Here is a 24088-nt window from a genome sequence, read left to right on the forward strand (position 1 = left end):
GACTCTGCTTGACTCTTCCGGGCGCCTCTGGAATCTATAGGAACATAACGGGAACAATGCTGCTGGAAGTGAACGTCATGGCGATGAGCGCCGTGGCGCGGGACACTGTTTTTGCCCTGCGCCGCCAGATCGCGAAGATCGAGGGAACGCTGCCCGAGCGCCTGCAGGCGCCCTCGGGGTGCGCGCCCGAAGCAATTCCAGGAAAAGTGCGAAGCAGTTTTCCGTCCGGAATGGCGCAAAACCAAACATCCAGCGATGCCGCCGGGCCGGACATGACGATTGTCCGGCGCGGCCTTGCCGTGGCTTCGGCGGATGCCTTCCTGCACACCGGCATCGATAGGCTCGATGCAGCGCTTGGCGGCGGCCTGCCCAAGGCGGCGCTCAGCGAAATCCATGGCCTGGAGACCCGCGATGCCGGCGCCGTTGCCGGCTTCGCGCTCTCGCTCGTAAGCCTGGTCCTCAGGGAGAAGCAGGGTCTGCCGATCCTCTGGGTCGGCACGGCGGAAATCTTCCACGAGGCCGGCATGCCCTATGCCAGGGGCCTTCACGCCCTATTCGGCATCGAGCCTGGGCAATTGCTGTTTTCCGAGGCGCCGAAGCTGCTCGACGCGCTGTGGATTGCCGAGGAGGCGGCCCGCATGACGGCCTTTGCCGCGGTCATCCTCGAGATCCGCGGCAGTCAGCGGCTTCTCGACCTCACCGCCACGCGCCGGCTGCATGCGCGGGCCCGGAGCGCCGGCCGCCCCCTGCTGTTGCTGCGCCAGGCCGGCGAGGCCGATCCCACCGCCGCTCCGGTGCGCCTCATCGTTTCGGCGGCGCCCGCGGCAAGCCGCGAGACCCTCGCCGGGCCGCTCGCCGGCTCGATCGGCCGCCCCGCCTTCAAAGTCGATATCGGCAAGAGCCGCACGGCCCTGCCTGGACAGTTCACACTGGAGTGGAACCCCGATGAGCACGCTTTTGCAGAAAGAACAGAGAATTCTGTCGCTGTGGTTCCCGCATCTGGCCGCGGAGCGGATCCTGCGCCAGCGTCTGGGGCGGTCCTGGCGTTCCCGGCCCTCGCATCGCCTGCCGTCGCCTCAGCCGCCGCTGGTGATCAGCCATCGCGACAACAACACCCAGCGCATCGCAGCCCTCGACGAGCGGGCTGAGGCGCTCAGATTGAAGCGCGGCATGGGCATCGCCGATGCGCGCGCCATGCATCCCTCGATCGATGTGGTCGAGGCAGACCCGGAAGCCGACCGCCGCCTGCTCGAAGGCCTTGCCGACTGGTGCGACCGCTACACGCCGCTGGTGGCGATCGACGGCGAGGACGGGCTGTTCCTCGACGTCACCGGCTGCACGCATCTGTTCGGCGGCGAGCGCGCCATGCAGGACGAGATCCTCGCCCGCTTCTTCCAGCAGGGCTTCGATGTCCGCGCCGGGCTGGCCTCGACGCCGGGCGCCGCTTGGGCGGCGGCGCGCTTCCATGGCGATCGCATCGTGGCCGGCGGCGAGGAGGAGGCGCTGCTTTCGCCGCTGCCCTTGTCGGCGCTGCGCATCGCGCCGGAAACCCGCGCCAGCCTGGAAAGTGTGGGCCTGCGCACCGCCGGCGCGGTGATGGCAGCACCGCGCGCGCCGCTTGCCCGCCGTTTCGGCGCCACCTTGCTTCTGCGCCTCGACCAGGCGCTCGGCCGCCTCGACGAGGCCGTGTCGCCGCGCCTTCCCGTCGCGCCGCTCTCGGTCGAGCGCCATCTTGCCGAGCCGGTCGTGCTCACCGACGACATCGAGCGGCTGGTGAGCCGGCTGGCGATCGCCTTGAAGACCGACCTCGAACGCCGCGGCGAGGGCGCAAGGACGCTGGCGCTGCTTCTCTTCCGCGTCGATGGCGCCGTCAACCGCATCGCCGTCGGCACCTCGCGCCCGATGCGCGAGCCGCGGCTGATCCAAAAACTGTTCCATGAGCGGCTCACCGCGCTGGAGCAGAGCATCGACGCCGGCTTCGGCTTCGATCTCGTGCGGCTGTCCGTGCTGTCGGTCGCGGCCTTCGACTTGGTTCAGGGCGACCTCACCGGCGAGACCGACGACGATGACGCCGACATCGCGCTCTTTGCCGACCGCGTCCGCGCACGTCTCGGCGAAGCCGCCGTGCTGAAGCCGGTGGTCGTCGAAAGCCATCTGCCGGAACGCGCCGTCAAAACCGTGCCTTTCGCCGAAGCGCCGCAAGGACGCGCGCCGGCGGCCGGACGGACGCCGCCGCCCCGAACAGCGCCACCAATGACCGTTTACCCGCCGGAGCGGCCGGTGCGCCTGTTCCGCTCGCCCGAGCCGATCGAGGTGCCGGCGACCGAGATCCCGGAGGGACCGCCGATGAATTTCCGCTGGCGGCGCGCGCTCTACCGTGTCGCCCGCGCCGAGGGGCCGGAGCGCATCGCCGCCGAATGGTGGCGCCAGCTGCCCGGCGAGGAAGAGGCGCCGACCCGCGACTATTACCGCATCGAGGACAGCGAGGGACGCCGCTACTGGCTCTACCGCCAGGGCCTCTACAGCAGCGCCGCGCAGGCCGCGCCGCCGCGCTGGTTCATGCATGGGGTGTTCGCATGAATGCGCTGACCGTCATCCCCTATGCCGAGTTCGGCATAAGCTCGAATTTCTCCTTCCTGCGCGGCGCTTCGAAACCCGAAGAGCTGGTGGTGACGGCGAAGTTCTACGGTTTTGCCTCGATCGGCCTTGCCGACCGCAACACGGTCGCCGGCGTCGTGCGCGCCTGGCAACAGGCCAGGGTGGAAAAGCTCGCCTACCATCCCGGCTGCCGCCTGGTGTTTGGCGACGGCACGCCGGACATCCTCGCCTATCCCCGCGACCGCCAGGGCTGGGGGCATCTCTGCCGCATGCTCACGCAAGCCAATCTGCGCGACGAGAACGAGAAGGGCGCGACGCTGCTCCAGTTGAGCGACCTGCTCGAATGGGGCGATCGGATGTCGCTGGCGATCCTGCCCGATCTGTCGGCAGGCGCACAAGACAACCTGGCATTCATTAGCCGGTTTAAGGATCGCTTCGGCGCAGCGCTCCGGCTGGCCGTGGCGCCGGATTATGCCGGCAACGACCGTTTCCGCATCGAGCAGGCTTCCGCGATGGCCGAGCATGCCCGCGTCCCGCTGATGGCGACCAACGACGTGCTCTACCATGCCGCCGATCGCCGTCCGCTGCAGGACGTGCTGACCGCGATCCGCCTCAACACGCCGGTTTCCGAGGTCGGGCTGGAGCTGATGGCCAATGCCGAGCGCCACCTGAAGCCGCCGCTGGAGATGGCGCGCCTTTTCCGCCGTCACCCGCAGGCGTTGGCCGAGACGCTGCGCTTCGCCGACGAGCTCGCCTTCTCGCTCAGCGACCTCGAATACAATTATCCGGACGAGCCGACCGAATCCGGGCTTGGACCGCAGGCCGAGCTCGAACGGTTGGCGCGGGAAGGCGCGGCCGTTCGCTATCCGGCCGGCGTTCCCGAGGATGTGCTGAAACGCATCGACAGCGAGCTCGTCTTGATCGAGCGCCTGAACTATGCCCGCTATTTCCTCACCGTCCATGACATCGTCAAATTCGCCCGCAGCCAAGGCATCCTTTGCCAAGGCCGCGGTTCGGCCGCCAATTCGATCATCTGCTTCTGCATCGGCATCACCGAGGTCGGACCCGAGCGCATCGACACCTTGTTCGAGCGTTTCATCTCGGAGGAGCGCAACGAGCCGCCCGACATCGACGTCGACTTCGAGCATGAGCGGCGCGAAGAGGTCATTCAGTACATCTATACGAAATACAGCGCCAAGCGCACCGCCTTGGCCGCCGCCGTCATCAGCTATCGCGGCCGCTCGGCCCTGCGCGAGGTGGCCAAGGCCATGGGCTTGTCGGAGGATGTCCGCAGCGCGCTCTCCAGCACCATCTGGGGCTGGTCGACCTCCGAGCTCGGCGAAAGGGAAGCCAATGCCGGCGGCCTCGACCGCACCGATCCGCTGTCGCGGCAGGTGCTGGAGCGCGCCAACGAGATCATGGGCTTTCCCCGCCATCTTTCCCAGCATGTCGGCGGCTTCGTCATCACCCGCGACCGGCTCGACGAGGTCGTGCCCATCGTCAAGACGGCGATGGAGGAGCGCAAGATGGTCGAGTGGGACAAGGACGATCTCGATGCTGTGAAGATCCTCAAGGTGGACGTGCTGGCGCTCGGCATGCTGACCTGCCTGAAGCGCGCCTTCACCTTGCTCACCGATCATTATCCGCGGGCGCGGGATCCGTTTGGACAGCCTTATGTGCTCGCGACCCTTCCCGAGGAGGACAGGCGCGTTTACGCCATGATCCAAAGAGCCGACACGCTCGGCGTCTTCCAGATCGAGTCGCGTGCGCAGATGTCGATGCTGCCGCGCCTCAAGCCGGCAAATTTCTACGACCTTGTCATCGAGGTGGCGATCGTGCGCCCCGGCCCGATCCAGGGCGACATGGTGCATCCCTATCTGCGTCGGCGGCAAGGCAAAGAGAAGGCCGAATACCCCAAGCCTGAGTTGGAAGAGATTCTCGGCAAGACCCTTGGAGTGCCTTTGTTCCAGGAGCAGGCGATGAAGATCGCCATTGTCGCCGGCGGCTTCAAGCCGGGTGAGGCAGACGAGTTGCGCCGCGCCATGGCGACCTTCAAACGCACCGGCACGATCGGAAACTATGAAACGCGAATGGTCGAGGGGATGGTCAAGAAGGGCTATCCCAGAGAGTTCGCCGAGCGCTGCTTCAAGCAGATCGAAGGTTTTGGCGAATATGGCTTTCCCGAAAGCCACGCCGCCTCCTTCGCGCTGCTTGTCTATGCCTCCTGCTGGTTCAAGACCTTTTATCCCGACGTGTTCTGCGCCGCGATCCTGAATTCCCAGCCGATGGGTTTTTACCAGCCGGCCCAGCTCGTGCGCGATGCGTGCGACCATGGTGTCGAGGTGCGCGAGGTCGACATCAATCATTCCGTCTGGGACTGCACGCTGGAGGAAGCCGCCTTCGATCCGTCCCGCATCCTCGAGCGCCACGCCTCGATGCGCGGCGTCATCGAGACGGCTCACGCCGTCCGTCTCGGCTTCCGCCAGATCAAGGGCCTGTCCGAAGAGCGCATGGATATAGTCGTCGCCCGCCGCGGCGACGGCTATCGTTCCGTCAGGGACGTCTGGCTGCGCTCGGGCCTCGATGTCGGCGAGATCGAACGATTGGCGCAGGCGGACGCCTTCCGCTCGATCGGCCTCGACCGCCGTGCCGCGCTCTGGGAAGTCCGCGCCCTTGACGGCAAGAGCGCCGCCGAGAAACTGCCGCTGTTCGATCGGCCGTCGCTCGGCCTGCGCGAGCTGGAGCCGGAAACGAAGCTGCCGAAAATGCCGCTCGGCGAGCATGTCGTGCACGACTACCGCTCGCTCGGCCTGTCGCTGAAGGAGCATCCCGTCGCCTTCCTGCGCGAACGGCTGGATCGCGCCGGCGTCACCCCCAACGCCCGTTTGCCGTCTGTGCGCGACGGCCGCCGCGTTTCCGTCGCCGGGCTGGTGCTGGTGCGCCAGCGTCCGGGCAAGGGCAATGCCATTTTCCTCACGCTGGAAGACGAAAAATCGATCGCCAACGTCATCATCTGGCCACGCGTCTTCGACCGCTTCCGCCCGGTGGTCATGGGCGCGCGCTTCATCCGCGTCACCGGCAAGCTGCAGCATGAATCGGACGTCATCCACATCGTCGCCGACCGGGTGGAGGATTTGACGTCCTGGCTGGGCGTGCTGCTGGAGTCCGCCAACCGACCGGTCATCGAGCATAATCCCGCCGAACGGCCGGTTGGAGCCGCCGCAAACCGCGGCCGGCCTGTCCATCAGGAGATCGAGGCCCTGTCGGGTGCCGCGCAACAAGTCATGCCGAAAGGGCGGAATTTTCAGTAGAACGATACGGGAAGCTGACGCCCGACTGCGTGTGCCGTCACGATGCACAACTTTGATGTCGGCGGGACAGCGCCCCCCCTCTGTCCTACCGGACATCTCCCCCTCAAGGGGGGAGATCAGACGTCACGCCGGCTTTTCGCTAATCTCCTACACTGCAGAATGGACGGGAGGCCCAAGCTGCCAATCTCCCCCCTAGAGGGGGAGATGGCCGGCAGGCCAGAGGGGGGCGCGAAGGATCGCCTACCTACGTCACTGTACCAAGCACAGCCCACTCACGAAGCCCCGCCGAGCCGCGGCGGTGGGGTTAGCATGTCCTCGGCCGAGATCGTGCGCGCCTCCGAGGGCAGCATGATCGGGATGCCGTCGCGCACCGGATAGGCGAGCTTCGCCACGCGCGAGACCAGCTCGTTGCGCTCGGGGTCCCAGGTTAGCGGTCCTTTGGTCAGCGGGCAGGCGAGCAGCTCCAGCAGCTTCGGGTCGACCGTGGCTTTTCGTCCGTCCCGTCCGTCCGCCATGAACTCATCCCCGTGCCGGCAAGCTATTGTAGACTCGAGCCAAACTCATCATCCTCGCGCGCCAGCGTCATTTCGGTGATGGCGATCAGCGTTTCGGCGCGCGTCTTCAGGTCCGGCGCTTCCAGCAGCGCCTGCTTCTCGGCCGGCCCGTAGGGCGCCATCATCGACAGCGCGTTGACCAGCATGCCGTTTTCGGCGCGGCTGACGCTTTCCCAGTCGGCCTCAAGGTCGTTGGCCTGCAGATAGGAACGAAAAGCCTTGAGCAGCGCCGGCCGGTCGACGTCGGCGCCGGCCGGGTCTTCCTCGAGGTCGGCGAGAAACGGCGCGATCTTGCACTGCCGGAACGGCGCCTTTGCCGTAAGCTCCTGCACAATGCGAAACCGGCACACGCCCTGCAGCGAGATCAAATAGCGCCCGTCGCCCGTCTCGGCGAGCGAGATGATGCGCCCGGCGCAGCCGACGCTGCACAGTTCAGGCTCGCCGTCGTCCCGCAATGCGCCGTCGAGGCTGGGCTGGATCATGCCGATCAGCCGCGAGCCGGCCATCGCCAGATCGATCATCTGCAGATAGCGCGGCTCGAAAACGTTGAGCGGCATGCGGCCGCCCGGCAGAAGCAGCGCGCCGGCGAGCGGGAAAACCGGGATTGCCGCCGGCAGATCCTTGGCAAGCCTGTAAAGTGCGTTACCGACGCGCACCGCGACCCTCCCAAAGCAACGCCGGCAAGCGTATCAAGCTGCAATCTCCTCTCGCACCGGCAAATTCGTCACGATCGGCATCCGGCCCGCCCTTATCTGGCGCTGATGTCCCACTGCGCAAGCCTGCCGGCCGCGACAGCCGGCAAAAAATTCACGGCAATTCCGGGAAAGTATCAGTTGGGGTCGGCAAATTCGCCGCAGCTTTCCGTCTGGAATTGCGCAAACCGAACTTAAAGCGGTTCGGCGGCTCTGTGAATCGCCGAAACCGTCCTACGAGAACAGCAGCGACGAGAGCTTGCGGCGTGCCGCGAGCGTCGCCTCGTCGGTCATTCCCCAGGCTTCGAATAGCTTCAACAGCTGCGCCCTGGCGCCGTCGTCGTTCCAGGTCCGGTCGGCCTTGACGATCGCCAGCAGATTGTCGGCGGCCGCGTCGCGCTCGCCGCGCGCGTTCTGGATCATCGCCAGATCGAAGCGCGCCTGATGGTCGGCGGGGTTGGCGGCGAGCCGGCGCTCGAGCTCGTCCGGATTGCCGAGCGCGGCCGCTTCCGCGGCAAGCGTCATCTTGGCGCGCAGCGCAGCCAGCGCGGGCGCGTCCTTCTTGTCCTCGGGCGCTCGCGCCAGCACGGCCTCGGCGCCTTTCACGTCCCCGGCATCGTACAGGATCTCGCCCAGGCCTGCGACCGCCTCGATCGTCTCCGGCGCCTGCTCGAGGACCGCGTCGTAGATATCGGCCGCGGTCTGGACGTCGCCGGCCGTGCGCGCCTCGGCCGCCGCCGCAAGCGCGTCGGCGATCTGCGGCGCGCCGCCGCCCTTGCCGCCGACCTTCTCGATGAATTGGGCGACCTGGCTTTCCGGAACCGCGCCCATGAAACCGTCGACGGGCTGGCCGTCCTTGAAGGCGATGACCGCGGGAATCGACTGGATGCCGAGCTGGCCGGCGATCGAGGGATGATCGTCGATGTTCATCTTGGCCAGCTTGACCTTGCCGCCGGCGTTCTTCACCGCCTTTTCGAGCTGCGGCGTCAGCTGCTTGCAAGGCCCGCACCATGGCGCCCAGAAGTCGACCAGCACCGGCTGGCGGCGCGATTCCTGGATGACGTCGGCGGCGAAAGTCGCGGTTGTGGTGTCCTTGATCAGGTCGGCCGCCGCCGGCCCGTCGCCGAGCGAAACCTTGGCGCGGTCGCCGCCGCCATATTGCACCGTCTGGGCATACTGGCCGCCATTGCCGCCAAACGCGCCGCTATACGGATTGTTGTCACTCATCTTGTCGCCCTTTCGGTCACGCTCTCAGGCGTCGGCGCCCGGCGCGTCATTGTCGGATTTCGCAACCGCCTTCCATGTGGCGATCAGCCCCCGAGTTTCAAGGCAATAAGGCCTTCAAGGCAAGGGCACTTTCAAGGTCATGAGACTTTCAGGATAACAGGATCATGGCCGGTTGCCTCGACGAATCTGATCAGGTCGGCGGCGGCGATCGAGGTCGTCGCCTCATTGGTCAGCGGATGGCCGTTGATGACGTCGTGGCTCATCAACGCCTCGTCGAGCACGACCTTGACCTTGCCTTCCGTGTCGTTGATCAGGCCGAAAACGGTGACCGCGCCGGGGATGACGCCGAGCAGCTCCATCAGCATTTCCGGCTTGCCGAATGACACCCGGCTGGCGGCGCCGATCAGGTGGTGGATCTGCTTCAGGTCGACCACGGCGTCCTCGCCGACGGTGACGAGGAAATAATTGTCCTTCTTGTCCTTGAGGAACAGGTTCTTAGTGTGGCCGCCGGGAATCTCGCCGCGCAGGCCTTGCGAATCGGCGACCGTGAACAGCGGCGGGTGCCTGACCGTCGAGACGGAAATGCCGAGATCGGCAAGAAATTCGTTGAGCTCGGCTTCGGTCTTCGGCATCGGTCCTCGCGCGGTCAAAAAAGGGCTCATGCCGTTTACGGCCAACGGTGCCATCGGGGCAAGGCCGCCGGAGCCATTGCGGGCAAAGCGGGCGGCGGCTTGCCTGCGGATTTGCGAGCAGTCCGGTTTCGCCGCCGCTTCGATGCTTTTGAAGCGAACGTCGCCGTGGGGAGAATTCACGCCAAAAAAGACCGTCATTTCCCTGTTGCAATCGCCGCGCTCTTCGGCCATATAGGCGCGGCTTGCGGCCCAAGGCCGCGCGAGCGGGTGTAGCTCAGGGGTAGAGCACAACCTTGCCAAGGTTGGGGTCGGGCGTTCGAATCGCCTCACCCGCTCCAGTTTCCTTCAAGGGATCAAGCAAACGAAAAGCCGCGGTCTCCGCGGCTTTTTCGCGTTTGTGGCCTGGGGGAAACCCGCCCGGCACCGCGCCGGAGTTACGTCTGGACCGTTGGCAACGCGCATTGCCGCATCCCCACGGATCTCCCGTGAAATATCTCGCAGATGGTTCAAGCGATATTTTTCCTTCAAACAGCCACGTCCGCTATCCGGAAAGTATCCGCTGCCCATCAGACTTGAGTCGCATGCCGAAGGGACTGTAGAGCCTCTTTTGCCGGGCGCCCGACAACTATATGTTGTGTGAAAGTGCTGGAATAATCCGGCCGGGCAGTCTCGCGGGAGGCATTCCCGCAAGTCGTTACGTTGGGGCATAGCTGGAGCAATTCCAGGAAAGTATGAGCGGTTATCCTCGGCGACTTCGCCGTAGTCTTCCGTTCGGAGTTGCGTCAAAGCAAACATAGAACGTCGGCCATGAGGTTCACAGCCTTACAGGATCCGTGCGGCCAACGGATGGTGTTCGATTTGCGGTCCGGTTTCCCGGCGCGAATGCCGCACATGTTGCTGCTTGGCCCGACTCGTGAGGAGGCGGAGCAGCTCGCGGGCCAGGCAAATGAATTCCTCTCGGTGCCGCGCTCGGCCGTGCCTCTTTCTCGATATTTGATCGCCCCGCAATGGAACGATTGGGCATCATCGGAACTTTAGCTTGCGCTAAAACAAGGAGCGCCTATGAGGTTCGCAGCAATACAGGATCCTTGCGACGACTGGCTTGTCTGCGATCTGGTTTCCGATCTCCCGGCGGAGATAGCAGGCAGGCTGCTGATCGGGTTGACGCAACGCGAAGCCGAGCAACTTGCCGACCAGGCCAATGCCGGGCCAATCGAGCAAGCCATCGATTGGCCGATCCCGCTAGCCAGCGTCGCCTGAAGACGGCCGGCCTTGGGAACCCGCCTCGCCGACGGCGCATCGGCGATTCAACCCCAGATCACATCGGATAACGTTTGCGTGCTGCTCCATTTCAACGCCGCGGCGGTTTCTATATCTCCTCCCTGGGCCGAGATCCGCCGGCGGCGAATGGCCAGCACCGCGACACGACGCGACCGGACGGCCCGTTTTCGGAAAAAGCGGTCTTGCCGCTTCCTCCATCACGAGGAGATGTCATCATGCGTTCTTTCACCCCAAAACTCATCGCGGCCGCCTCGATCTTCGCGGCCATACCGCTTTCGAGCGCCTATGCCGTGCACCGCCACCATAGGGCGCAGGTCGACACAATGACCACGGCGTCAGCGCCGGCGGAGCCCGAAGCGAGAGCCGTGACGCAGCAGCTGCTTGGCGTGAAGCAAGGCATCCGTGCGGCCAGGCAGGCCGGCAAGATCACGCAGGAACAGGCTCGCGACCTGATGCGGCAGGCCGATAGCATCCAGCCCGCCGGCGGCCGTTCTGCGATCGGGCGGATCAATGAGCTGGATCAGCGGCTCCGAAACGCTACCGGCCAGGGAATCTATATGGGCGACGGCTCGGACGGCGGCTATTATCCGAACGGCTGACCCCCTGAATTAGCTGAGCGGTGCGATGCGGCAGTCCTGGAGCAATTCCGGGAAAGCCGGATCGCGCTCCGGCCCGGCGCCGTCGCTTTCGGCCCGCGCACGAAATAAGAACCTGAAGCGGCCCGGCGTTTCGCAAGATCGCCGAACCGCTTCACGCCTTGGCGCTGCCGTCACCGATCCTGCCGCTACGCCAGCCGCGCCCGTGTCGTCCTCGGCGTCGCCAGCAGCAGGCTTGTCTCGCTCCCCGTAATGCCGGGGATCAGCCGGATGCGCCGCAGCACCGCGTCAAAGTCCGTCAGCGTGGCGGTGCCGAGCTCGACCACCAGGTCCCAGCGGCCGTTGGTGGTGTGGATGGTCGAGACCTCGGCGAGGCCGCCGAGCGCCTTGACGACGCGGTCGGCGGCATGGCCTTCGATCTCGATCGTCATCACGCCGCGTATCTTCTGATCGACCGCGTCGGCGCGCAGCACCACCGTGTAGCCGATGATCTCGCCGGACTTTTCCAGCCGTTCCATGCGCGACCTGACCGTGGCGCGCGACACGCCGAGATCGATGGCGAGGTCGGATACACTGCGCCGCGCATCGTGCCTCAGCAGCGTCACCAGTTTCTCGTCCAGCGCGTCCATGGCTCCCATTTCGATCAAATCGTCCGACCATTATGATAGATTAGTCTTCTCGAAATGCCAATTTTCACTGTTCAAGCCGCCAGCGGCTGATGGTTCACTCCTTCGATCAATCGCAAGGTGAGAAAAGATGCGCTGCAGGATCGTCGGCGCGCCGGTGCAGGACGGCGCGGGCAGGATGGGATGCGAGATGGGGCCGAGCGCGCTGCGCACAGCAGGGCTGGTCTCGGTGCTGGCCGAGCTCGGCCACCAGGTCGAGGACTGGGGCGCGGTCGAGAAAGCCGCGGCGCGGCCCGTGGCGCACGGCAATCTCGCGCTGAAGGCGCTGCCGGAGATCTCCGCCTGGACGGCGGCGATCGCCGAGACCGCCTACGCGGCTTCGCGGGACGCCATGCCGATCTTCCTCGGCGGCGACCATTCGATCTCCGCCGGCACTATGTCGGGCGTGGCGCGCCGCGCGGCCGAGCGCGGACGGCCGCTCTTCGTGCTGTGGCTCGACGCGCATCCCGATTTCCACACGCTCGACACCACCACCAGCGGCAATCTGCACGGCGTGCCGCTCGCCTATGCCAGCGGCCAGGCCGGTTTTCAGGGCTATTTCCCGGATCTGCCGCAAGCCGTCGACCCGGCCCGCATCTGCGCCATCGGCCTGCGCAGCGTCGATCCGGCCGAGCGCCGCGCGCTTACTGAAGCCGGCGTCACCGTGCACGACATGCGCGCCATCGACGAGCACGGCATCGCCCCGCTGCTGCGCGCCTTCCTGGCCCGCGTCGAGGAGGAGAACGGGCTCTTGCATGTCAGCCTCGACGTCGATTTCCTCGACCCTTCGATCGCGCCGGCCGTCGGCACCACCGTGCCCGGCGGCGCCACCTTCCGCGAGGCGCATCTGGTGATGGAGATGCTGTCCGACTCAGGCCTCGTCTCAAGCCTCGACCTGGTCGAACTGAACCCCTTCCTCGACGAGCGCGGCCGTACCGCCACCCTGATGGTCGACCTCACTGCCAGCCTGATGGGCCGCCGCATCATGGATCGCCCGACCCGCAGCCATTCCGGAAACCTCTGATCATGACCCAGCCTTCGCGCCTTGCCATCGTTCCCTTTGTCAGCGTCGATCGCATGATGAAGCTGGTGCTCGCCATCGGCGTCGAGCGCTTCCTCACCGAGCTCGCTGCCTATATCGAGGAGGATTTCCGCCGCTGGGAGCTGTTCGACAAGACGCCGCGCATCGCCTCGCACAGCCATGACGGCGTCATCGAGCTGATGCCGACCAGCGACGGCAAGATGTACGGCTTCAAATATGTCAACGGCCATCCGAAGAACATGCGCGAAGGACGCCAGACCGTCACCGCTTTCGGCGTGCTCGCCGATGTCGGCTCCGGCTATCCGATGCTGTTGACCGAGATGACCATCCTGACGGCGCTGCGCACCGCCGCCACCTCGGCGGTAGCGGCAAAATACCTGGCGCCGAAGAACAGCCAAGCCATGGCCATCATCGGCAATGGCGCCCAGTCCGAATTCCAGGCCATCGCCTTCAAGGCGCTCGTCGGCATCGACCGGCTGCGGCTCTACGACATCGACCGCTCGGCCTCGGAAAAATGCGCCCGCAACCTCGCCGGCAAGGGGTTCGATATCACCATCTGCTCGACCGGGCAGGATGCCGTGGAAGGCGTCGACATCATCACCACGGTTACCGCCGACAAGCAGTATGCCACGATCCTTACCGACAACATGGTCGGCGCCGGCGTCCACATCAACGCGGTCGGCGGCGACTGCCCCGGCAAGACCGAGCTGCACCGCGACATCCTCTTGCGCTCCGACATCTTCGTCGAGTTCCCGCCGCAGACCCGCATCGAGGGCGAGATCCAGCAGCTCGACGCCGATCATCCGGTGACCGAGCTGTGGCAGGTGATGACCGGGAAGGCCGAGGGCCGCAAGTCGCCCGAGCAGATCACGCTGTTCGATTCCGTCGGCTTCGCCACGGAAGATTTTTCCGCGCTGCGCTACGTCCGCGACCAGCTCCAGGCCACCGGCCTCTATGAGGAGCTCGACCTGCTCGCCGACCCCGACGAGCCGCGCGACCTGTTCGGCATGCTGCTCAGGGCCGCCATGCAGCCGGCGGCTTGAGGGGGTTCGCTGAGGCGATTTCATACGGCGGGATAATCGCACAGGGCGCTCCCCCTCTCCGTCTCGGCTTCGCCGAGCGACCTCTCCCCGCCTCTGGCGGGTGCGAGGAACCCAAGCTTGTAAAGGCCGCGCCCTCGGCGATTAGCGCCTCATGAAATGGGCTACTCTATGCACATCTTCTGTGACTGGCGCGCCTGATCAGGCCGAGGCTTGATTGCCAGGTGGTTCCCCCAATCCGTCGCTGCTTCGCAGCGCCACCTTTCCCCCTCCGGAGGGAAAGGAAGGGAGCGTTGCTGGACCAGCATTGACGGCAAAAAGCTTGGCGCCTTTCCTCTACCCCGTCGATCGGGGGAGAGGTGGCTCGGCGAAGCCGAGACGGAGTGGGGTCGACCAGCGCGCTGCCATGCACGCTATCGCCAAAGGCCGGCCGCTTTGAAAGGTGTGCATGCCATAGATGAAATGGCGGAGAGGTGGATCGGCGCGCAGCGCCGAGACGGAGCGGGGGCAGCGCCCGCGTCGACGATTGCAAGACTACTGCCGCGCCGCGCAGCTTTCCCTCTCCACCAGAACCGGCGCCAGCACCTCGCGCCTTGACGGCGCTTCCGGCTCGCCCAGCCTCTCGAGCAGCAGGCTCACCGCCAGCGTGCCGATCTTTTCCACCGGCTGCGCGATCGTCGTCAGCGGCGGCCAGGTGGTGACGGCATAGGGGATGTCGTCGAAGCCGATCATCGACATGTCGTCGGGAACGTGCATGCCCCGCGAGCGCAGCGCGGTGACCGCGCCCATCGCCATCAGGTCGTTGCAGGCGAACACTGCGGTGATGCCGGGCGCCTGTACCATAAGTTGATCCATCGCCAGGCGGCCGCCGGCGAAATGATAGTCGGAATCGACGATTGACGACGCCGGCAGCTCAACGCCTGCTTCGCCAAGCGCGCGGACAAAACCGCGCAGGCGGGCCGGGCTGGAGCTCGAATCGCGCGGACCGCCGATGACGCCGATCTTCCTGTGGCCGAGCCCGGCCAGGTATTTGCCGGCGAGATAGCCGCCATGGTCGTGGTCGACCAGCACCGAATCGACATTGACCGACTGGATCTCGCGGTCGAGCAGCACCGCCGGCACGCTGGGCAGGAGGCGGGCGAACACCCGCGCGTGGTCGGACGAGCCGGCGAAGATCAGCCCGTCGATCTGCTTGGCCATCAGCACCGAGAGATAGCGCTCCTCCTTCTCGGCATTGCCGTCGGAGTTGCACAGGATCACCGTGTAGCCGGAAACGAAGCCGGCATCCTCGATCTGCCGCGCCACGCTGGCGAAGAAGGGATTGGAATTGTCGGGAAGAAGCAGGCCGATGGTCTTGGTCTCGCCGCGCCTGAGACTCCTCGCCACCGAGTTCGGGCTGTAGCGCAGCGCCGCGATCGCGGCGCGCACGCGCTCGGCCGTTTCCGGCTCGACATGACGCGTATGGTTCATCACATGCGAGACGGTGGCGACGGACACCCCCGCACGGCGCGCGACATCGGCAATCGTCGTCATGGCCCGTTCCCCTCAGCGGATTTTCCGCAACAGCCTCTCCCGGTACGCGTCTAGGATGACCGCGAGCACGATGACAAGGCCAATCACGATCGGTTTGAAATTGTCGCCGACGCCGAGCAGCTGCAATCCGGTGGAAAGCACCTGCAGGATGCAGGCGCCGACCAGCGTGCCGATGATCGAGCCCTTGCCGCCGCTGAGGCTGGTGCCGCCGATGATGACGGCGGCAATCGCGTTGAGCTCGTAGCCGACGCCGGCGATCGGACTGCCGATGTTGAGGCGCAACAGATAGACCATCGCCGCGATGCCGGCGGTGAGCCCGCTGATGGTGAAGGCGGCGACCTTGTAGAAATCCGGATTGTGACCCGACAGCCGCACCGCCTCGTCATTGGTGCCGACGGCGAAGATCATGCGGCCGAAGACGGTGAAGCGCAGCACGAACCAGCCGGCCGCGATCACCAGCACCGCGACCAGGAAGATCGACGGCAGGAAGCCGCCGATGATCAGATTGCCGAAATCGACGAAGCTCTGCGGCAGGCCGGTGATGGTGGAATTGTCGCTGACCACGCGCGCGGCGCCCGCCGCCATGTTTAGCATACCCAGCGTGACGATGAAGGACGGGATCTTCCAGCGCGTCGAGATCCAGCCATTGAGAAAGCCGCACACCGCACCCGTCGCCATGCAGGCCAGCAGCGCCAGTGTGATCGCGACGGCCGGCGACAGGCTTTCGTTTATCATCACGGTGGCGCCGACGACCGTACACAGCGCCAGCACCGAGCCGACCGAAAGGTCGATGCCGCCGGTGAGGATGACGAAGGTCATGCCGGCCGCCAGCACCGTGTTGATGGCGATCTGCACGAAGATCTTCAGCGCGTTGCCGGAGGTGGCGAAATAGGGCGCGGTGGCCGAGAAGAACAGCGTGATCAGCACCAGCGCCAGTAGCACGCCGGCATCGCGCACCAAAAAGCGCAGGAACTTCGCCCGGCCCGGAGAAACAGGCGCCGCCACGGCTATCTCGGACGTCTCGCTCATGGTCGCACATACTCCTGATAGGCGAGCGACAGGATGCGCTCCTGGTCGAATTCGGATCGCGGCACCTCGCCGACGATCCTGTTTTTCGAAAAGACGATGATGCGGTGGCACATGCCCATCAATTCAGGCAGGTCGGACGACACCATGATGATGCCCTTCTGCCGCGCCGCCAGCATCCACAGCAGCTGGTAGATCTCGCGCCGGGCGCCGATGTCGACGCCGCGCGTCGGCTCGTCGAGGATCAGCGTGGAGGTGCCGCGGAACAGCCATTTGGCCAGCACCACCTTCTGCTGGTTGCCGCCGGAGAGATTGCGCACCGCCTGCTCAATGGAGCTCGCCTTGACGCGCAGCTGGCCGACGAGATCGTTGGCGGCCGCAGCCTCCGTCCTTCGGTTGAGCAGCCCGTTGCGCGAGATTTTGCTGAGATCGGTGATGGTGATGTTCTTGTCGACGGCCATGTCGAGCAGAAGGCCTTGGCCCTTGCGGTCCTCAGTGAGCAGGCTCAAGCCGTGCCGCACCGCATCCTTGGGCGCAGCGATCGCCACGGGCTTGCCGTCGATCTCGACGACACCGTCGAGTTTTGCGTCGGCGCCGAACAGAGCGCGCATAGCTTCGGTGCGGCCGCTGCCGACCAGGCCGGCAACGCCGAGGATCTCGCCATGGCGCACGGCGAACGATATCTCCGGGGTGGAGGCGTCGCGCTTCAGATTGGCGACGCTGAGCGCCACCTTGCCGGGCACGACCCTGGCATCGAAACCATATTCGTCGGCGATGTCGCGGCCGATCATCATGCGCACGATATCCGGCACGGAAAGGCCGTGAAGGTCGCGCGTCGCGACCAGCCTGCCGTTCCGCAAGACGGTCACGCGGTCGCCGATCTCGAACACCTCGTGCAGCCGGTGCGAGATGTAGATGATGGTGACGCCCTTCGCCTTCAGCCGCTTAATGATGGAAAACAGCCGCCCGATCTCCGGCGGCGTCAGCGTCGCGGTCGGTTCGTCGAGCACCAGAAGCTTCGAGTCGTAGCTCAGCGCCTTGGCGATCTCGACCAACTGCATCTGCGCCACGCCCAGCGCCTCGACCCGTATGCGCGGATCGATGTCGAGGCCGACTTCCTTGAGCAGCGCCGCCGCGCGGCTGTTGAGCGCCTTGCGGTCGACGATGCCGAAGGCGCGACGCGGCAGGCTTTCCAGCATCAGATTCTCGGCGATGCTGAGATAGGGCAGGAGATTCAGTTCCTGATGCACGACGCGGATGCCGCTCTGCTGCGCATCATGCGGCGTCTTCGGCCGGTAAGGCTGGCCGTTGAAGGCGATCGTGCCGGAGTCCGGCTGGTAGATGCCGGCCAAGAGCTTGATCAGCGTCGACTTGCCGGCGCCGTTCTCGCCCAGGATGATATGGGTCTCGCCGCGCGCGATCGACAGCGACACGTCGCTCAGCGCGACGGCGCCGGGAAAGATCTTTCCGACCCTTTCAAGGGAGAGAATCGCATCCATAGGCGGCAGAATCCTAAACCGTGCCCGTCGGCGACGACAGCGGCGGGCGCTCCGTCACCGCCGCCGGAACTGGCGGCGGCGGTGACGAGAGAGGCGAAGCCTGGCGCCGGAAGGGAGCGCCGGCGCCCCGGCTCGCCTCATGCGGTGACCAGCTTGACGTCGGTCTTGACCCAGCCGGAGAATTTCTCGCCGGCCAGCTCGCGCAGGCCGTAGTCGATGCCCATCGCCGCCATCTTCGCGCCATACTGCTCGACGGTGGCGAGCATCTTGCCTTCCTTCAGCAGCGGACCGACAGCCGGGATGTTGTCGAAGCCGACGACCTTGATCTGGCCGGACTTGCCGGCAGCGTCGATCGCCTTGACGACGCCGAGCGCCATGGAGTCGTTGGCCGCCATCACGCCCTGGATGTCGGGATGCTGGGTGAGGAAGTTGGTCATCAGCGTGTTGGCTTCCTCGGTCTCCCAATGCGCGGTCTTGGAGTCGAGCAGGTCGAGGCCGTATTCCTTCACCGAATCATCGAAGCCGAGCTTGCGCTGCTTGGCGTTGTCGGCCTCGGGATTGCCCTCGAGGATGACGACCTTGCCGCCCTTGCCCAGCGCCTTGCCGAGCGCGTCGCCGGCCAGCTTGGCGCCGGCGCGGTTGTCCGGACCGAAGAAGGCGAGGTCGATGCCGGCCTTCTTCTTGGCCTCGGTGTCGAGCGCAACGTCGATGTTGATGACCTTGATGCCGGCCTTCAGCGCCTTGGCGATCGGCGTAACCATGGCCTTCGAATCCGCCGGGGCGACGACGATGATGTTGTAGTTCTGGGTGATGAAGTTCTCGATGGCGTCGACCTGCGCGGCGAAGTCGCGCTCGTCCTTCATGCCGACGGCGGCGAAATCGAACTTGTCCTTGTTCTTCGCCGCATACTCCTCGGCGCCGGCCTGCATCTGCTTGAAGAACTCGTTGGCCAGGGACTTCATGACCAGGCCGACCTTCGGCTTGTCGGCGGCGAGAACCGGGCCGAGCGGCAGCGCCAGCGCGCCGGCTGCCAAGGCGCTGGTCTTCAGGAACTGGCGGCGCGAGAACGGGCCAAGCCCATGCGTGTTCGAGAACTTGCTCATTAGTCTCCTCCACTTGATTGAGCCGTAATCGGTTACGTAACCGATTACGCGCCAAAGTAGATTGCTATTTTATCACATGTCAACGTCGAGGGAAGGACGAGAGGGAAGGCGGTGCCATGGCTGACGTTGGTGATTGGCGAAAGCCGGCGTGAAGTCTGATTTCCCCCCTTGCGGGGGAGATTACGCGTTTTGCGGTTTTCGCCACCTCACCGCCAGCCCAGCGCCGGCGCGACGTGCTTCAGGATCGACTCGATGACATGGGCGTTGTAGTCGACGCCCAGTTGGTTGGGCACGGTGAGCAGCAGCGTGTCGGCCTCGGCGATCGCCTGATCCTCCTTCAACTGCTCGATAAGCACGTCCGGCTCGGCGGCATAGGTGCGGCCGAACACGGCGCGCTTCTCCGGCTCGATATAGCCAAAATGGTCCTCGCCCTCGCTACCGCCGAAATAGGCGCGGTCCATGTCGTTGACGAGAGCGAAGATGCTGCGGCTGACCGAGACGCGCGGCTCCCTGGCATGGCCTGCTTCCTTCCAGGCAGCGCGGTAGGCTCTTATCTGCTTGGCTTGCTGGACATGCAGCGGCTCGCCGGTCTCATCGAATTTCAGCGTCGAGCTTTGCAGGTTCATGCCGAGCTTGGCCGCCCATACCGCAGTTGCGTCGGTGGCCGCGCCCCACCAGATGCGCTCGCGCAGGCCGGCCGAGAACGGCTCGAGCCTGAGCAGGCCGGGCGGGTTGGGGAACATCGGCCGCGGATTGGGCTGGGCGAAGCCTTCGCCGCGCAGCAGGTCGAGGAAGATCTCGGAGTGCCGGCGCGCCATGTCGGCATCGCTCTTGCCCTCTTCCGGCACGTAGCCAAAGTAGCGCCAGCCATCGATCACCTGCTCGGGCGAGCCGCGGCTGATGCCCAATTGCAGACGCCCGCCGGCGATCAGGTCGGCAGCACCCGCGTCCTCGGCCATATAGAGCGGGTTCTCGTAGCGCATATCGATGACGGCGGTGCCGAGCTCTATACGCTTGGTCCTGGCGCCGGCCGCGGCAAGCAGCGGAAACGGCGAGGCGAGCTGGCGGGCAAAATGGTGGACGCGGTAATAGGCGCCGTCGGCGCCGAGCTCTTCGGCCGCGACCGCGAGGTCGATCGACTGCAGCAGCGCGTCGGCGCCCGAGCGCGTGCCCGATTGCGGCGAGGGCGACCAATGCCCGAACGACAGAAATCCGATCTTCTTCATGGCTCCATTCCTGCTGGAGCGGCCCATCGACCGCTTAAAACTTCTTGTTGCTCCAGCAGATAGCCAGGGCAGCGCCGCGATACAACGGACACCGAACGGATACAGACCGTCAATGAGTTCTCCAGAAGTCCGCTGCCGCCGCCCTTGCCCCACGCGATACCAGAGAGGATCATCCCTGGCATTTTCGCCGCCGCCGAAGCGCTGTATCGTTCACGCCTCCCGATGATTCCCGAGCATTGGACGAATGCCTGCATGCATGGCCTGACATTTTCCACCGTGACGGCCTCTTTCCTGGCCTCCTTCGTCGAAGTGGTCGAAGCCTTCACCATCGTGCTCGCCGTCGGCGTGACTCGCGGCTGGCGCCCGGCGCTGAACGGCGCGGCCCTGGCGCTCATCTTGCTTGCGGCGCTGGTGCTGGCGTTCGGGCCACTGCTTGCGCTTGTCCCCATCACCGTCCTGCAATTCGTGGTCGGCGTGCTTTTGATCCTGTTCGGCATGCGCTGGCTGAGAAAGGCGATCCTGCGCAGCGTCGGCGTGATCGCGCTGCATGACGAGGAGCAGGCCTTTTCCAGGGAGACGGCCGCCTTGCAGCGGCAGGCCGCCGACCGCCGCGCCGACTATCTGGCGGCCGTCGCGTCGTTCAAGGCGGTGCTGCTCGAAGGCGTCGAAGTGGTATTCATCGTCATCGCCGTCGGCGCCGCGCACGGCCAGACGCTCTATGCCGGCCTCGGCGCGCTGGCGGCCTTCGTGCTGGTGATGCTGATCGGCCTTGCCGTGCATCGTCCTTTAGCCCGCGTGCCCGAGAATGCACTGAAATTCGTCGTCGGCCTGATGCTGACCAGCTTCGGCGTGTTCTGGACTGGCGAGGGCCTCGGTGCCGAGTGGCCGGGCGCCGATCTCGCTCTGCTCGCCATCTTCGCCGTCATTGCCGCCGCATCCTTCGCCATCGTGCGTTGGCTGCGCGGCGCCTACCCGGCACCCGCCGAAGGAGTTGCCCGATGATCCGTTTGGTCGTCAAGGAACTCGTCGGCATGTTCGTCGACGACGGCAATCTCGCCCTGCTCGCGCTGATCCTGATCGCGCTGATCACCGCCGTGGTGAAGGTCTTGGGGCTGCCGCCGCTCATCGGCGGCCTCCTGCTTCTCGTCGGCTGCCTGGCAATTCTTCTGCAGAGCACGCGCCGCGCCGTGCGCGGCAAGGCGCGCTGACCGGGGTTTATTCCGGTGAAGCTGCGCAACCGCTGGAGATTGGCGGAGCCGCCCCAGCCTCGTCATTCCAGGGCGGAGCAGCCGCAAAGCGGCGTCGCGGAGACCCTGGAATCCATTCCGTGACCTTGGCCAAGGAACGCAGCGGAGCAGAATTCTGCACCGCGGCAGCGCTTGGAAGTCACGGAATGGATTCTAGGGTCTGCGCGCGTCGCTCCGCTCCTTGCTCCGCCCTAGAATGACGATCGCGATGGAACTAGTAAACGGTAAAAAGCGTCGGCAGGTCGCCGCTGAGGCGCAAATACTCGACCGCCTCGATCACCGGAAATAAAGCCAGGAAATAGAGCCCGTCGCGGAACGTGTTCCGCAGCGCGCCGGTCGAAAACAGCCACTGCGCCTCGTCGCGGTAAAGTAGCGGATTTGGCCAGAAGGACGGCGTGCGGTCGGCATAGGCCGCGTAAGCCGCACCGAACTTGCCGGCAAGATACTCCGCCTCCTTGCGCGCGGTGAAGCGGAAGACGAGGAAGCTCGCCAGGCCGAGCATGACGGCCGCTAGCAGCGAGCCGAACATCAGCCCGATGCCTGCCGTGCCGACCGTCGAGAAGAAATAGAGCGGGTTGCGGGTCATCGAGAACGGGCCGGACACGATCAGTTCGTCATTCTTCCTGCCGCCGACGAAGAGGATGCTCCACAGCCGGCCGAGGAAGCAGATCAGCACCATCGCGAAGCCGATCGTCTCCATGACTTCGTGACCGTCCGCTCCCTCGGCCAACGCCGGCTTGCTGAACAGGAGCAGGATCACGGCAAGCACGGCGGCCAGCTGCACGACGATCAGGCGCTTATGCTGGTCGAACGCATTCGGCGTCGATTTGGGGGATGCCATTCTTCTCACCGCTCCGGCGCAGCCAGGGGGCGCCAAGGCTTGTCTATCTCTTCGCTGGCGGCATGACGAGGCTCGGCGGATGTTTTTGGCCAACCTTACGAATTTGTAAGAACGCGGACAGGCCGCGGTGAATTCGCCTGCCTAATTTGGGCGTCGCCGCCATACGGAATTCGAGGCGGCTCGAACGAACAACGGATCGCGCCATGATCTCTCAAGCCGACAACCTCACCCCCAACCGCGTCCCGGACGTCACCATCGATTTCTGGCTGGTCAAGATCATGGCGGTGACCATGGGCGAGACGGCGGCCGACTACCTCGCCGTGAAGCTCGGCCTCGGCCTTACTGTCACGTCCTTGATCATGGGCGGCATCCTCATCGTCGCGCTCGTCCTGCAATTCGCGCAGAAACGCTATGTACCTTGGGCCTATTGGCTCGCCGTCGTGCTGATCAGCGTCGTCGGCACCCTGGTCGCAGACAACCTCATCGACGATTTCGGCGTGCGGCTGGAGACGACGACCATCGTCTTCTCGGTCGCCCTCGCACTGACTTTCGCGGTCTGGTATGCCAGCGAAAGGACCCTCTCGATCCACACCATCTTCACCGCCAGGCGCGAGATCTTCTACTGGCTGGCGATCCTCTTCACCTTCTCGCTCGGCACGGCTGCCGGCGATCTGGTGGCCGAGCGCTTCGATATCGGCTATCTCGCTACCGGCCTCATCTTCGGCGGCGTGATCGCGGCGATCGCTTTTGCCTGGTTCTTCCTCGGCCTGAACAGCGTCCTCGCCTTCTGGCTCGCCTATGTCCTGACCCGGCCGTTCGGCGCCTCCTTCGGCGACTTGCTCTCGCATCCTGTCGACTATGGCGGGCTGGGCTTCGGCACCACCTTCACCAGCCTGACCTTCCTCGGCTGCATCGTCGCCATCATTCTCCATATGACGCTGAGAAAACTGATCGACGAAGACGAGCTGGCGCTCCTCGACTAGAGCATGTCGCGATTGACCGTAAGCTGCAGCAGCCAGACTGGCTCGGTGGCAGCGCAGCCCGCCCGCTATCCCCTTGCGCGCCGCTCATCGATACGCTAGATACTGAACCAAATGGTTCAGTATTCGAAGTCCCGCCTCGATGTCTCGTTCGCCGCGCTCTCGGACGCCACACGGCGCGGCGTTCTGGAGCAGCTCGGACGCGCGGAGGCCTCGATCACGGACCTTGCCGAGAAATTCCACATGACCCTCACAGGCATGAAGAAGCATATCGGCGTCTTGGAACAGGCGGGGCTCGTCACCACCCGGAAAGCCGGGCGGGTGCGGACCTGCACGCTCGGCCTGCGCGGACTGGAGGAAGAGGCGGCTTGGATCGAGAGCTACCGCCGGCTCTGGGACACACGCTTCGAAGAGCTGGACAAAGTTGTCGAGGAACTGAAACGGAAGGAGGAAGTCGATGGAACGGAGTGAGCCTGCTCGCACGACAGTGGAACGGAGGTCCGACCGTGAGCTGGTCGTTACGCGAACCTTCGACGCCCCCGCACGCATCGTGTTCGAGGCGTGGACCAAGCCCGAACTGTTCAAGCGGTGGTGGGCGCCGAAGTCGATGGGCATGATCCTGCGTTCCTGCGAGATGGATGTTCGCGTCGGGGGTGGGTACCGTTTGGCGTTCGGCCATGACGCCTCGAACCCCGCCGAGTTCTTCGGCCGGTATATCGAAGTGGTGCCGTACTCGCGCCTCGCCTGGACCAATGACGAAGGCGGCGACGGTGGACCCGTCACCACGGTGACCTTCGAGGAAAAGGGTGGCAAGACGCTGCTGGTGATGCACGAGCTCTATCCCTCGAAAGAAGCTCTCGACGCTGCCGGCACCGGGGCGGCCGATGCGATGGGCGAGACGTTCGAGCAACTGGACGAGCTTCTTCTCACGCTGGGCGCGAGCGCGGGACGACCATGAGGTCGCTCTCGCCGCCGGCCGCCCGGTTCTTCGCCGC

At 65.2% G+C, this 24088-nt stretch carries 23 protein-coding genes and 1 tRNA gene; 13 read left to right on the forward strand and 11 right to left on the reverse strand.

The annotated features are described in order from the left end of the window. Positions 1-77 precede the first annotated feature (77 nt). Genes LB520_RS16580 through LB520_RS16590 form a run of 3 tightly spaced genes read left to right on the forward strand, consistent with a single transcriptional unit; the run spans position 78 to position 5909 of the window. Positions 78-1148 (forward strand): ImuA family protein, encoded by a 1071-nt coding sequence (locus LB520_RS16580; RefSeq protein WP_224638279.1) that lies wholly within the window; start codon positions 78-80, stop codon positions 1146-1148. Further along, positions 1090-2580 (forward strand): DUF6504 family protein, encoded by a 1491-nt coding sequence (locus LB520_RS16585; RefSeq protein WP_224638191.1) that lies wholly within the window; start codon positions 1090-1092, stop codon positions 2578-2580. Before LB520_RS16580 ends, LB520_RS16585 begins: the two co-directional genes overlap by 59 nt. Continuing rightward, entirely contained in the window at positions 2577-5909 is a 3333-nt protein-coding gene (locus LB520_RS16590) for an error-prone DNA polymerase (RefSeq protein WP_224638192.1), read from the forward strand. Before LB520_RS16585 ends, LB520_RS16590 begins: the two co-directional genes overlap by 4 nt. Before the next feature lie 272 nt (positions 5910-6181). On the opposite strand, the gene LB520_RS16595 is transcribed toward LB520_RS16590, so the two are convergent. The 4 genes from LB520_RS16595 to LB520_RS16610 all read right to left on the reverse strand — a co-directional run bounded on the left by LB520_RS16595 (position 6182) and on the right by LB520_RS16610 (position 9014). Then, a complete protein-coding gene (locus tag LB520_RS16595) occupies positions 6182-6424 on the reverse strand; it encodes a Trm112 family protein (protein ID WP_095769836.1) in 243 nt (80 codons plus the stop codon). Between the two features lie 23 nt (positions 6425-6447). Continuing rightward, a complete protein-coding gene (locus LB520_RS16600; RefSeq protein ID WP_095769837.1) occupies positions 6448-7119 on the reverse strand; it encodes an LON peptidase substrate-binding domain-containing protein in 672 nt (223 codons plus the stop codon). A 270-nt stretch (positions 7120-7389) separates the two neighbouring features. Further along, positions 7390-8382, reverse strand: a complete 993-nt coding sequence (trxA, locus tag LB520_RS16605; protein WP_224638193.1) for a thioredoxin — start codon at positions 8380-8382, stop codon at positions 7390-7392. 137 nt (positions 8383-8519) lie between these two features. Next, positions 8520-9014, reverse strand: coding sequence for a prolyl-tRNA synthetase associated domain-containing protein (locus LB520_RS16610; protein WP_140845995.1), 495 nt, complete (start codon positions 9012-9014; stop codon positions 8520-8522). Between the two features lie 263 nt (positions 9015-9277). Between LB520_RS16610 and LB520_RS16615 the strand changes: the two genes are divergently transcribed. The 3 genes from LB520_RS16615 to LB520_RS16625 all read left to right on the forward strand — a co-directional run bounded on the left by LB520_RS16615 (position 9278) and on the right by LB520_RS16625 (position 10894). After that, a tRNA-Gly gene (locus LB520_RS16615) sits at positions 9278-9352 on the forward strand. Between the two features lie 724 nt (positions 9353-10076). After that, positions 10077-10274 carry a hypothetical protein gene (locus LB520_RS16620; RefSeq protein WP_095769841.1) on the forward strand — a complete coding sequence of 66 codons (198 nt, stop codon included), beginning with the start codon at positions 10077-10079 and terminating at the stop codon, positions 10272-10274. Positions 10275-10510: 236 nt separating this feature from the next. Continuing rightward, positions 10511-10894, forward strand: coding sequence for a hypothetical protein (locus LB520_RS16625; protein WP_224638194.1), 384 nt, complete (start codon positions 10511-10513; stop codon positions 10892-10894). Between the two features lie 185 nt (positions 10895-11079). Here LB520_RS16625 and LB520_RS16630 read toward each other — a convergent pair whose 3' ends face one another. After that, complete coding sequence (locus LB520_RS16630) at positions 11080-11520, reverse strand: Lrp/AsnC family transcriptional regulator (RefSeq protein WP_095769871.1); 441 nt, start codon at positions 11518-11520, stop codon at positions 11080-11082. A 127-nt stretch (positions 11521-11647) separates the two neighbouring features. Here LB520_RS16630 and rocF point away from each other — a divergent pair, with 127 nt between their 5' ends. Both rocF and LB520_RS16640 read left to right on the forward strand, forming a co-directional pair. Then, positions 11648-12580: an arginase gene (rocF, locus tag LB520_RS16635; RefSeq protein ID WP_224638195.1), complete on the forward strand. Its 933-nt coding sequence runs from the start codon at positions 11648-11650 to the stop codon at positions 12578-12580. Between the two features lie 2 nt (positions 12581-12582). Beyond that, a complete protein-coding gene (locus LB520_RS16640; RefSeq protein WP_224638196.1) occupies positions 12583-13641 on the forward strand; it encodes an ornithine cyclodeaminase in 1059 nt (352 codons plus the stop codon). A 531-nt stretch (positions 13642-14172) separates the two neighbouring features. Here the strand turns inward: LB520_RS16640 and LB520_RS16645 are convergent. From LB520_RS16645 to LB520_RS16665, 5 genes are all read right to left on the reverse strand, one after another. After that, the gene (locus LB520_RS16645; RefSeq protein ID WP_224638197.1) at positions 14173-15171 is read right to left on the reverse strand and encodes a LacI family DNA-binding transcriptional regulator; all 999 of its coding nucleotides are present in this window, start codon (positions 15169-15171) and stop codon (positions 14173-14175) included. A gap of 12 nt (positions 15172-15183) precedes the next feature. Further along, positions 15184-16200, reverse strand: coding sequence for an ABC transporter permease (locus tag LB520_RS16650; protein ID WP_140845941.1), 1017 nt, complete (start codon positions 16198-16200; stop codon positions 15184-15186). Then, positions 16197-17696, reverse strand: coding sequence for a sugar ABC transporter ATP-binding protein (locus LB520_RS16655; RefSeq protein WP_224638198.1), 1500 nt, complete (start codon positions 17694-17696; stop codon positions 16197-16199). Before LB520_RS16655 ends, LB520_RS16650 begins: the two co-directional genes overlap by 4 nt. A gap of 137 nt (positions 17697-17833) precedes the next feature. Then, positions 17834-18799, reverse strand: a complete 966-nt coding sequence (locus LB520_RS16660) for a sugar ABC transporter substrate-binding protein (protein ID WP_140845939.1) — start codon at positions 18797-18799, stop codon at positions 17834-17836. Positions 18800-19005: 206 nt separating this feature from the next. Continuing rightward, positions 19006-20025: an LLM class flavin-dependent oxidoreductase gene (locus LB520_RS16665; RefSeq protein WP_224634010.1), complete on the reverse strand. Its 1020-nt coding sequence runs from the start codon at positions 20023-20025 to the stop codon at positions 19006-19008. A gap of 252 nt (positions 20026-20277) precedes the next feature. Between LB520_RS16665 and LB520_RS16670 the strand changes: the two genes are divergently transcribed. Together LB520_RS16670 and LB520_RS16675 are read left to right on the forward strand one after the other, a co-directional pair. Beyond that, the gene (locus LB520_RS16670; protein ID WP_224638199.1) at positions 20278-21027 is read left to right on the forward strand and encodes a COG4280 domain-containing protein; all 750 of its coding nucleotides are present in this window, start codon (positions 20278-20280) and stop codon (positions 21025-21027) included. Further along, positions 21024-21233 carry a hypothetical protein gene (locus LB520_RS16675; RefSeq protein WP_224638200.1) on the forward strand — a complete coding sequence of 70 codons (210 nt, stop codon included), beginning with the start codon at positions 21024-21026 and terminating at the stop codon, positions 21231-21233. The genes LB520_RS16670 and LB520_RS16675 overlap by 4 nt, the downstream gene beginning before the upstream one ends. A gap of 253 nt (positions 21234-21486) precedes the next feature. Here the strand turns inward: LB520_RS16675 and LB520_RS16680 are convergent, their stop codons facing one another. Then, the gene (locus LB520_RS16680; RefSeq protein ID WP_224638201.1) at positions 21487-22113 is read right to left on the reverse strand and encodes a methyltransferase family protein; all 627 of its coding nucleotides are present in this window, start codon (positions 22111-22113) and stop codon (positions 21487-21489) included. Between the two features lie 203 nt (positions 22114-22316). Here LB520_RS16680 and LB520_RS16685 point away from each other — a divergent pair, with 203 nt between their 5' ends. From LB520_RS16685 to LB520_RS16695, 3 genes are all read left to right on the forward strand, one after another. Further along, complete coding sequence (locus LB520_RS16685; RefSeq protein WP_224638202.1) at positions 22317-23096, forward strand: hypothetical protein; 780 nt, start codon at positions 22317-22319, stop codon at positions 23094-23096. Positions 23097-23207: 111 nt separating this feature from the next. Continuing rightward, on the forward strand, positions 23208-23564 hold the full coding sequence (locus LB520_RS16690; protein ID WP_224638203.1) for an ArsR/SmtB family transcription factor: 357 nt from the start codon (positions 23208-23210) through the stop codon (positions 23562-23564). Next, a complete protein-coding gene (locus LB520_RS16695; protein ID WP_224638204.1) occupies positions 23551-24051 on the forward strand; it encodes an SRPBCC family protein in 501 nt (166 codons plus the stop codon). Before LB520_RS16690 ends, LB520_RS16695 begins: the two co-directional genes overlap by 14 nt. Positions 24052-24088 lie beyond the last annotated feature (37 nt).

Origin of the sequence: Mesorhizobium sp. CA12 (genome assembly GCF_020165255.1) — a bacterium.
GTDB lineage: Bacteria > Pseudomonadota > Alphaproteobacteria > Rhizobiales > Rhizobiaceae > Mesorhizobium.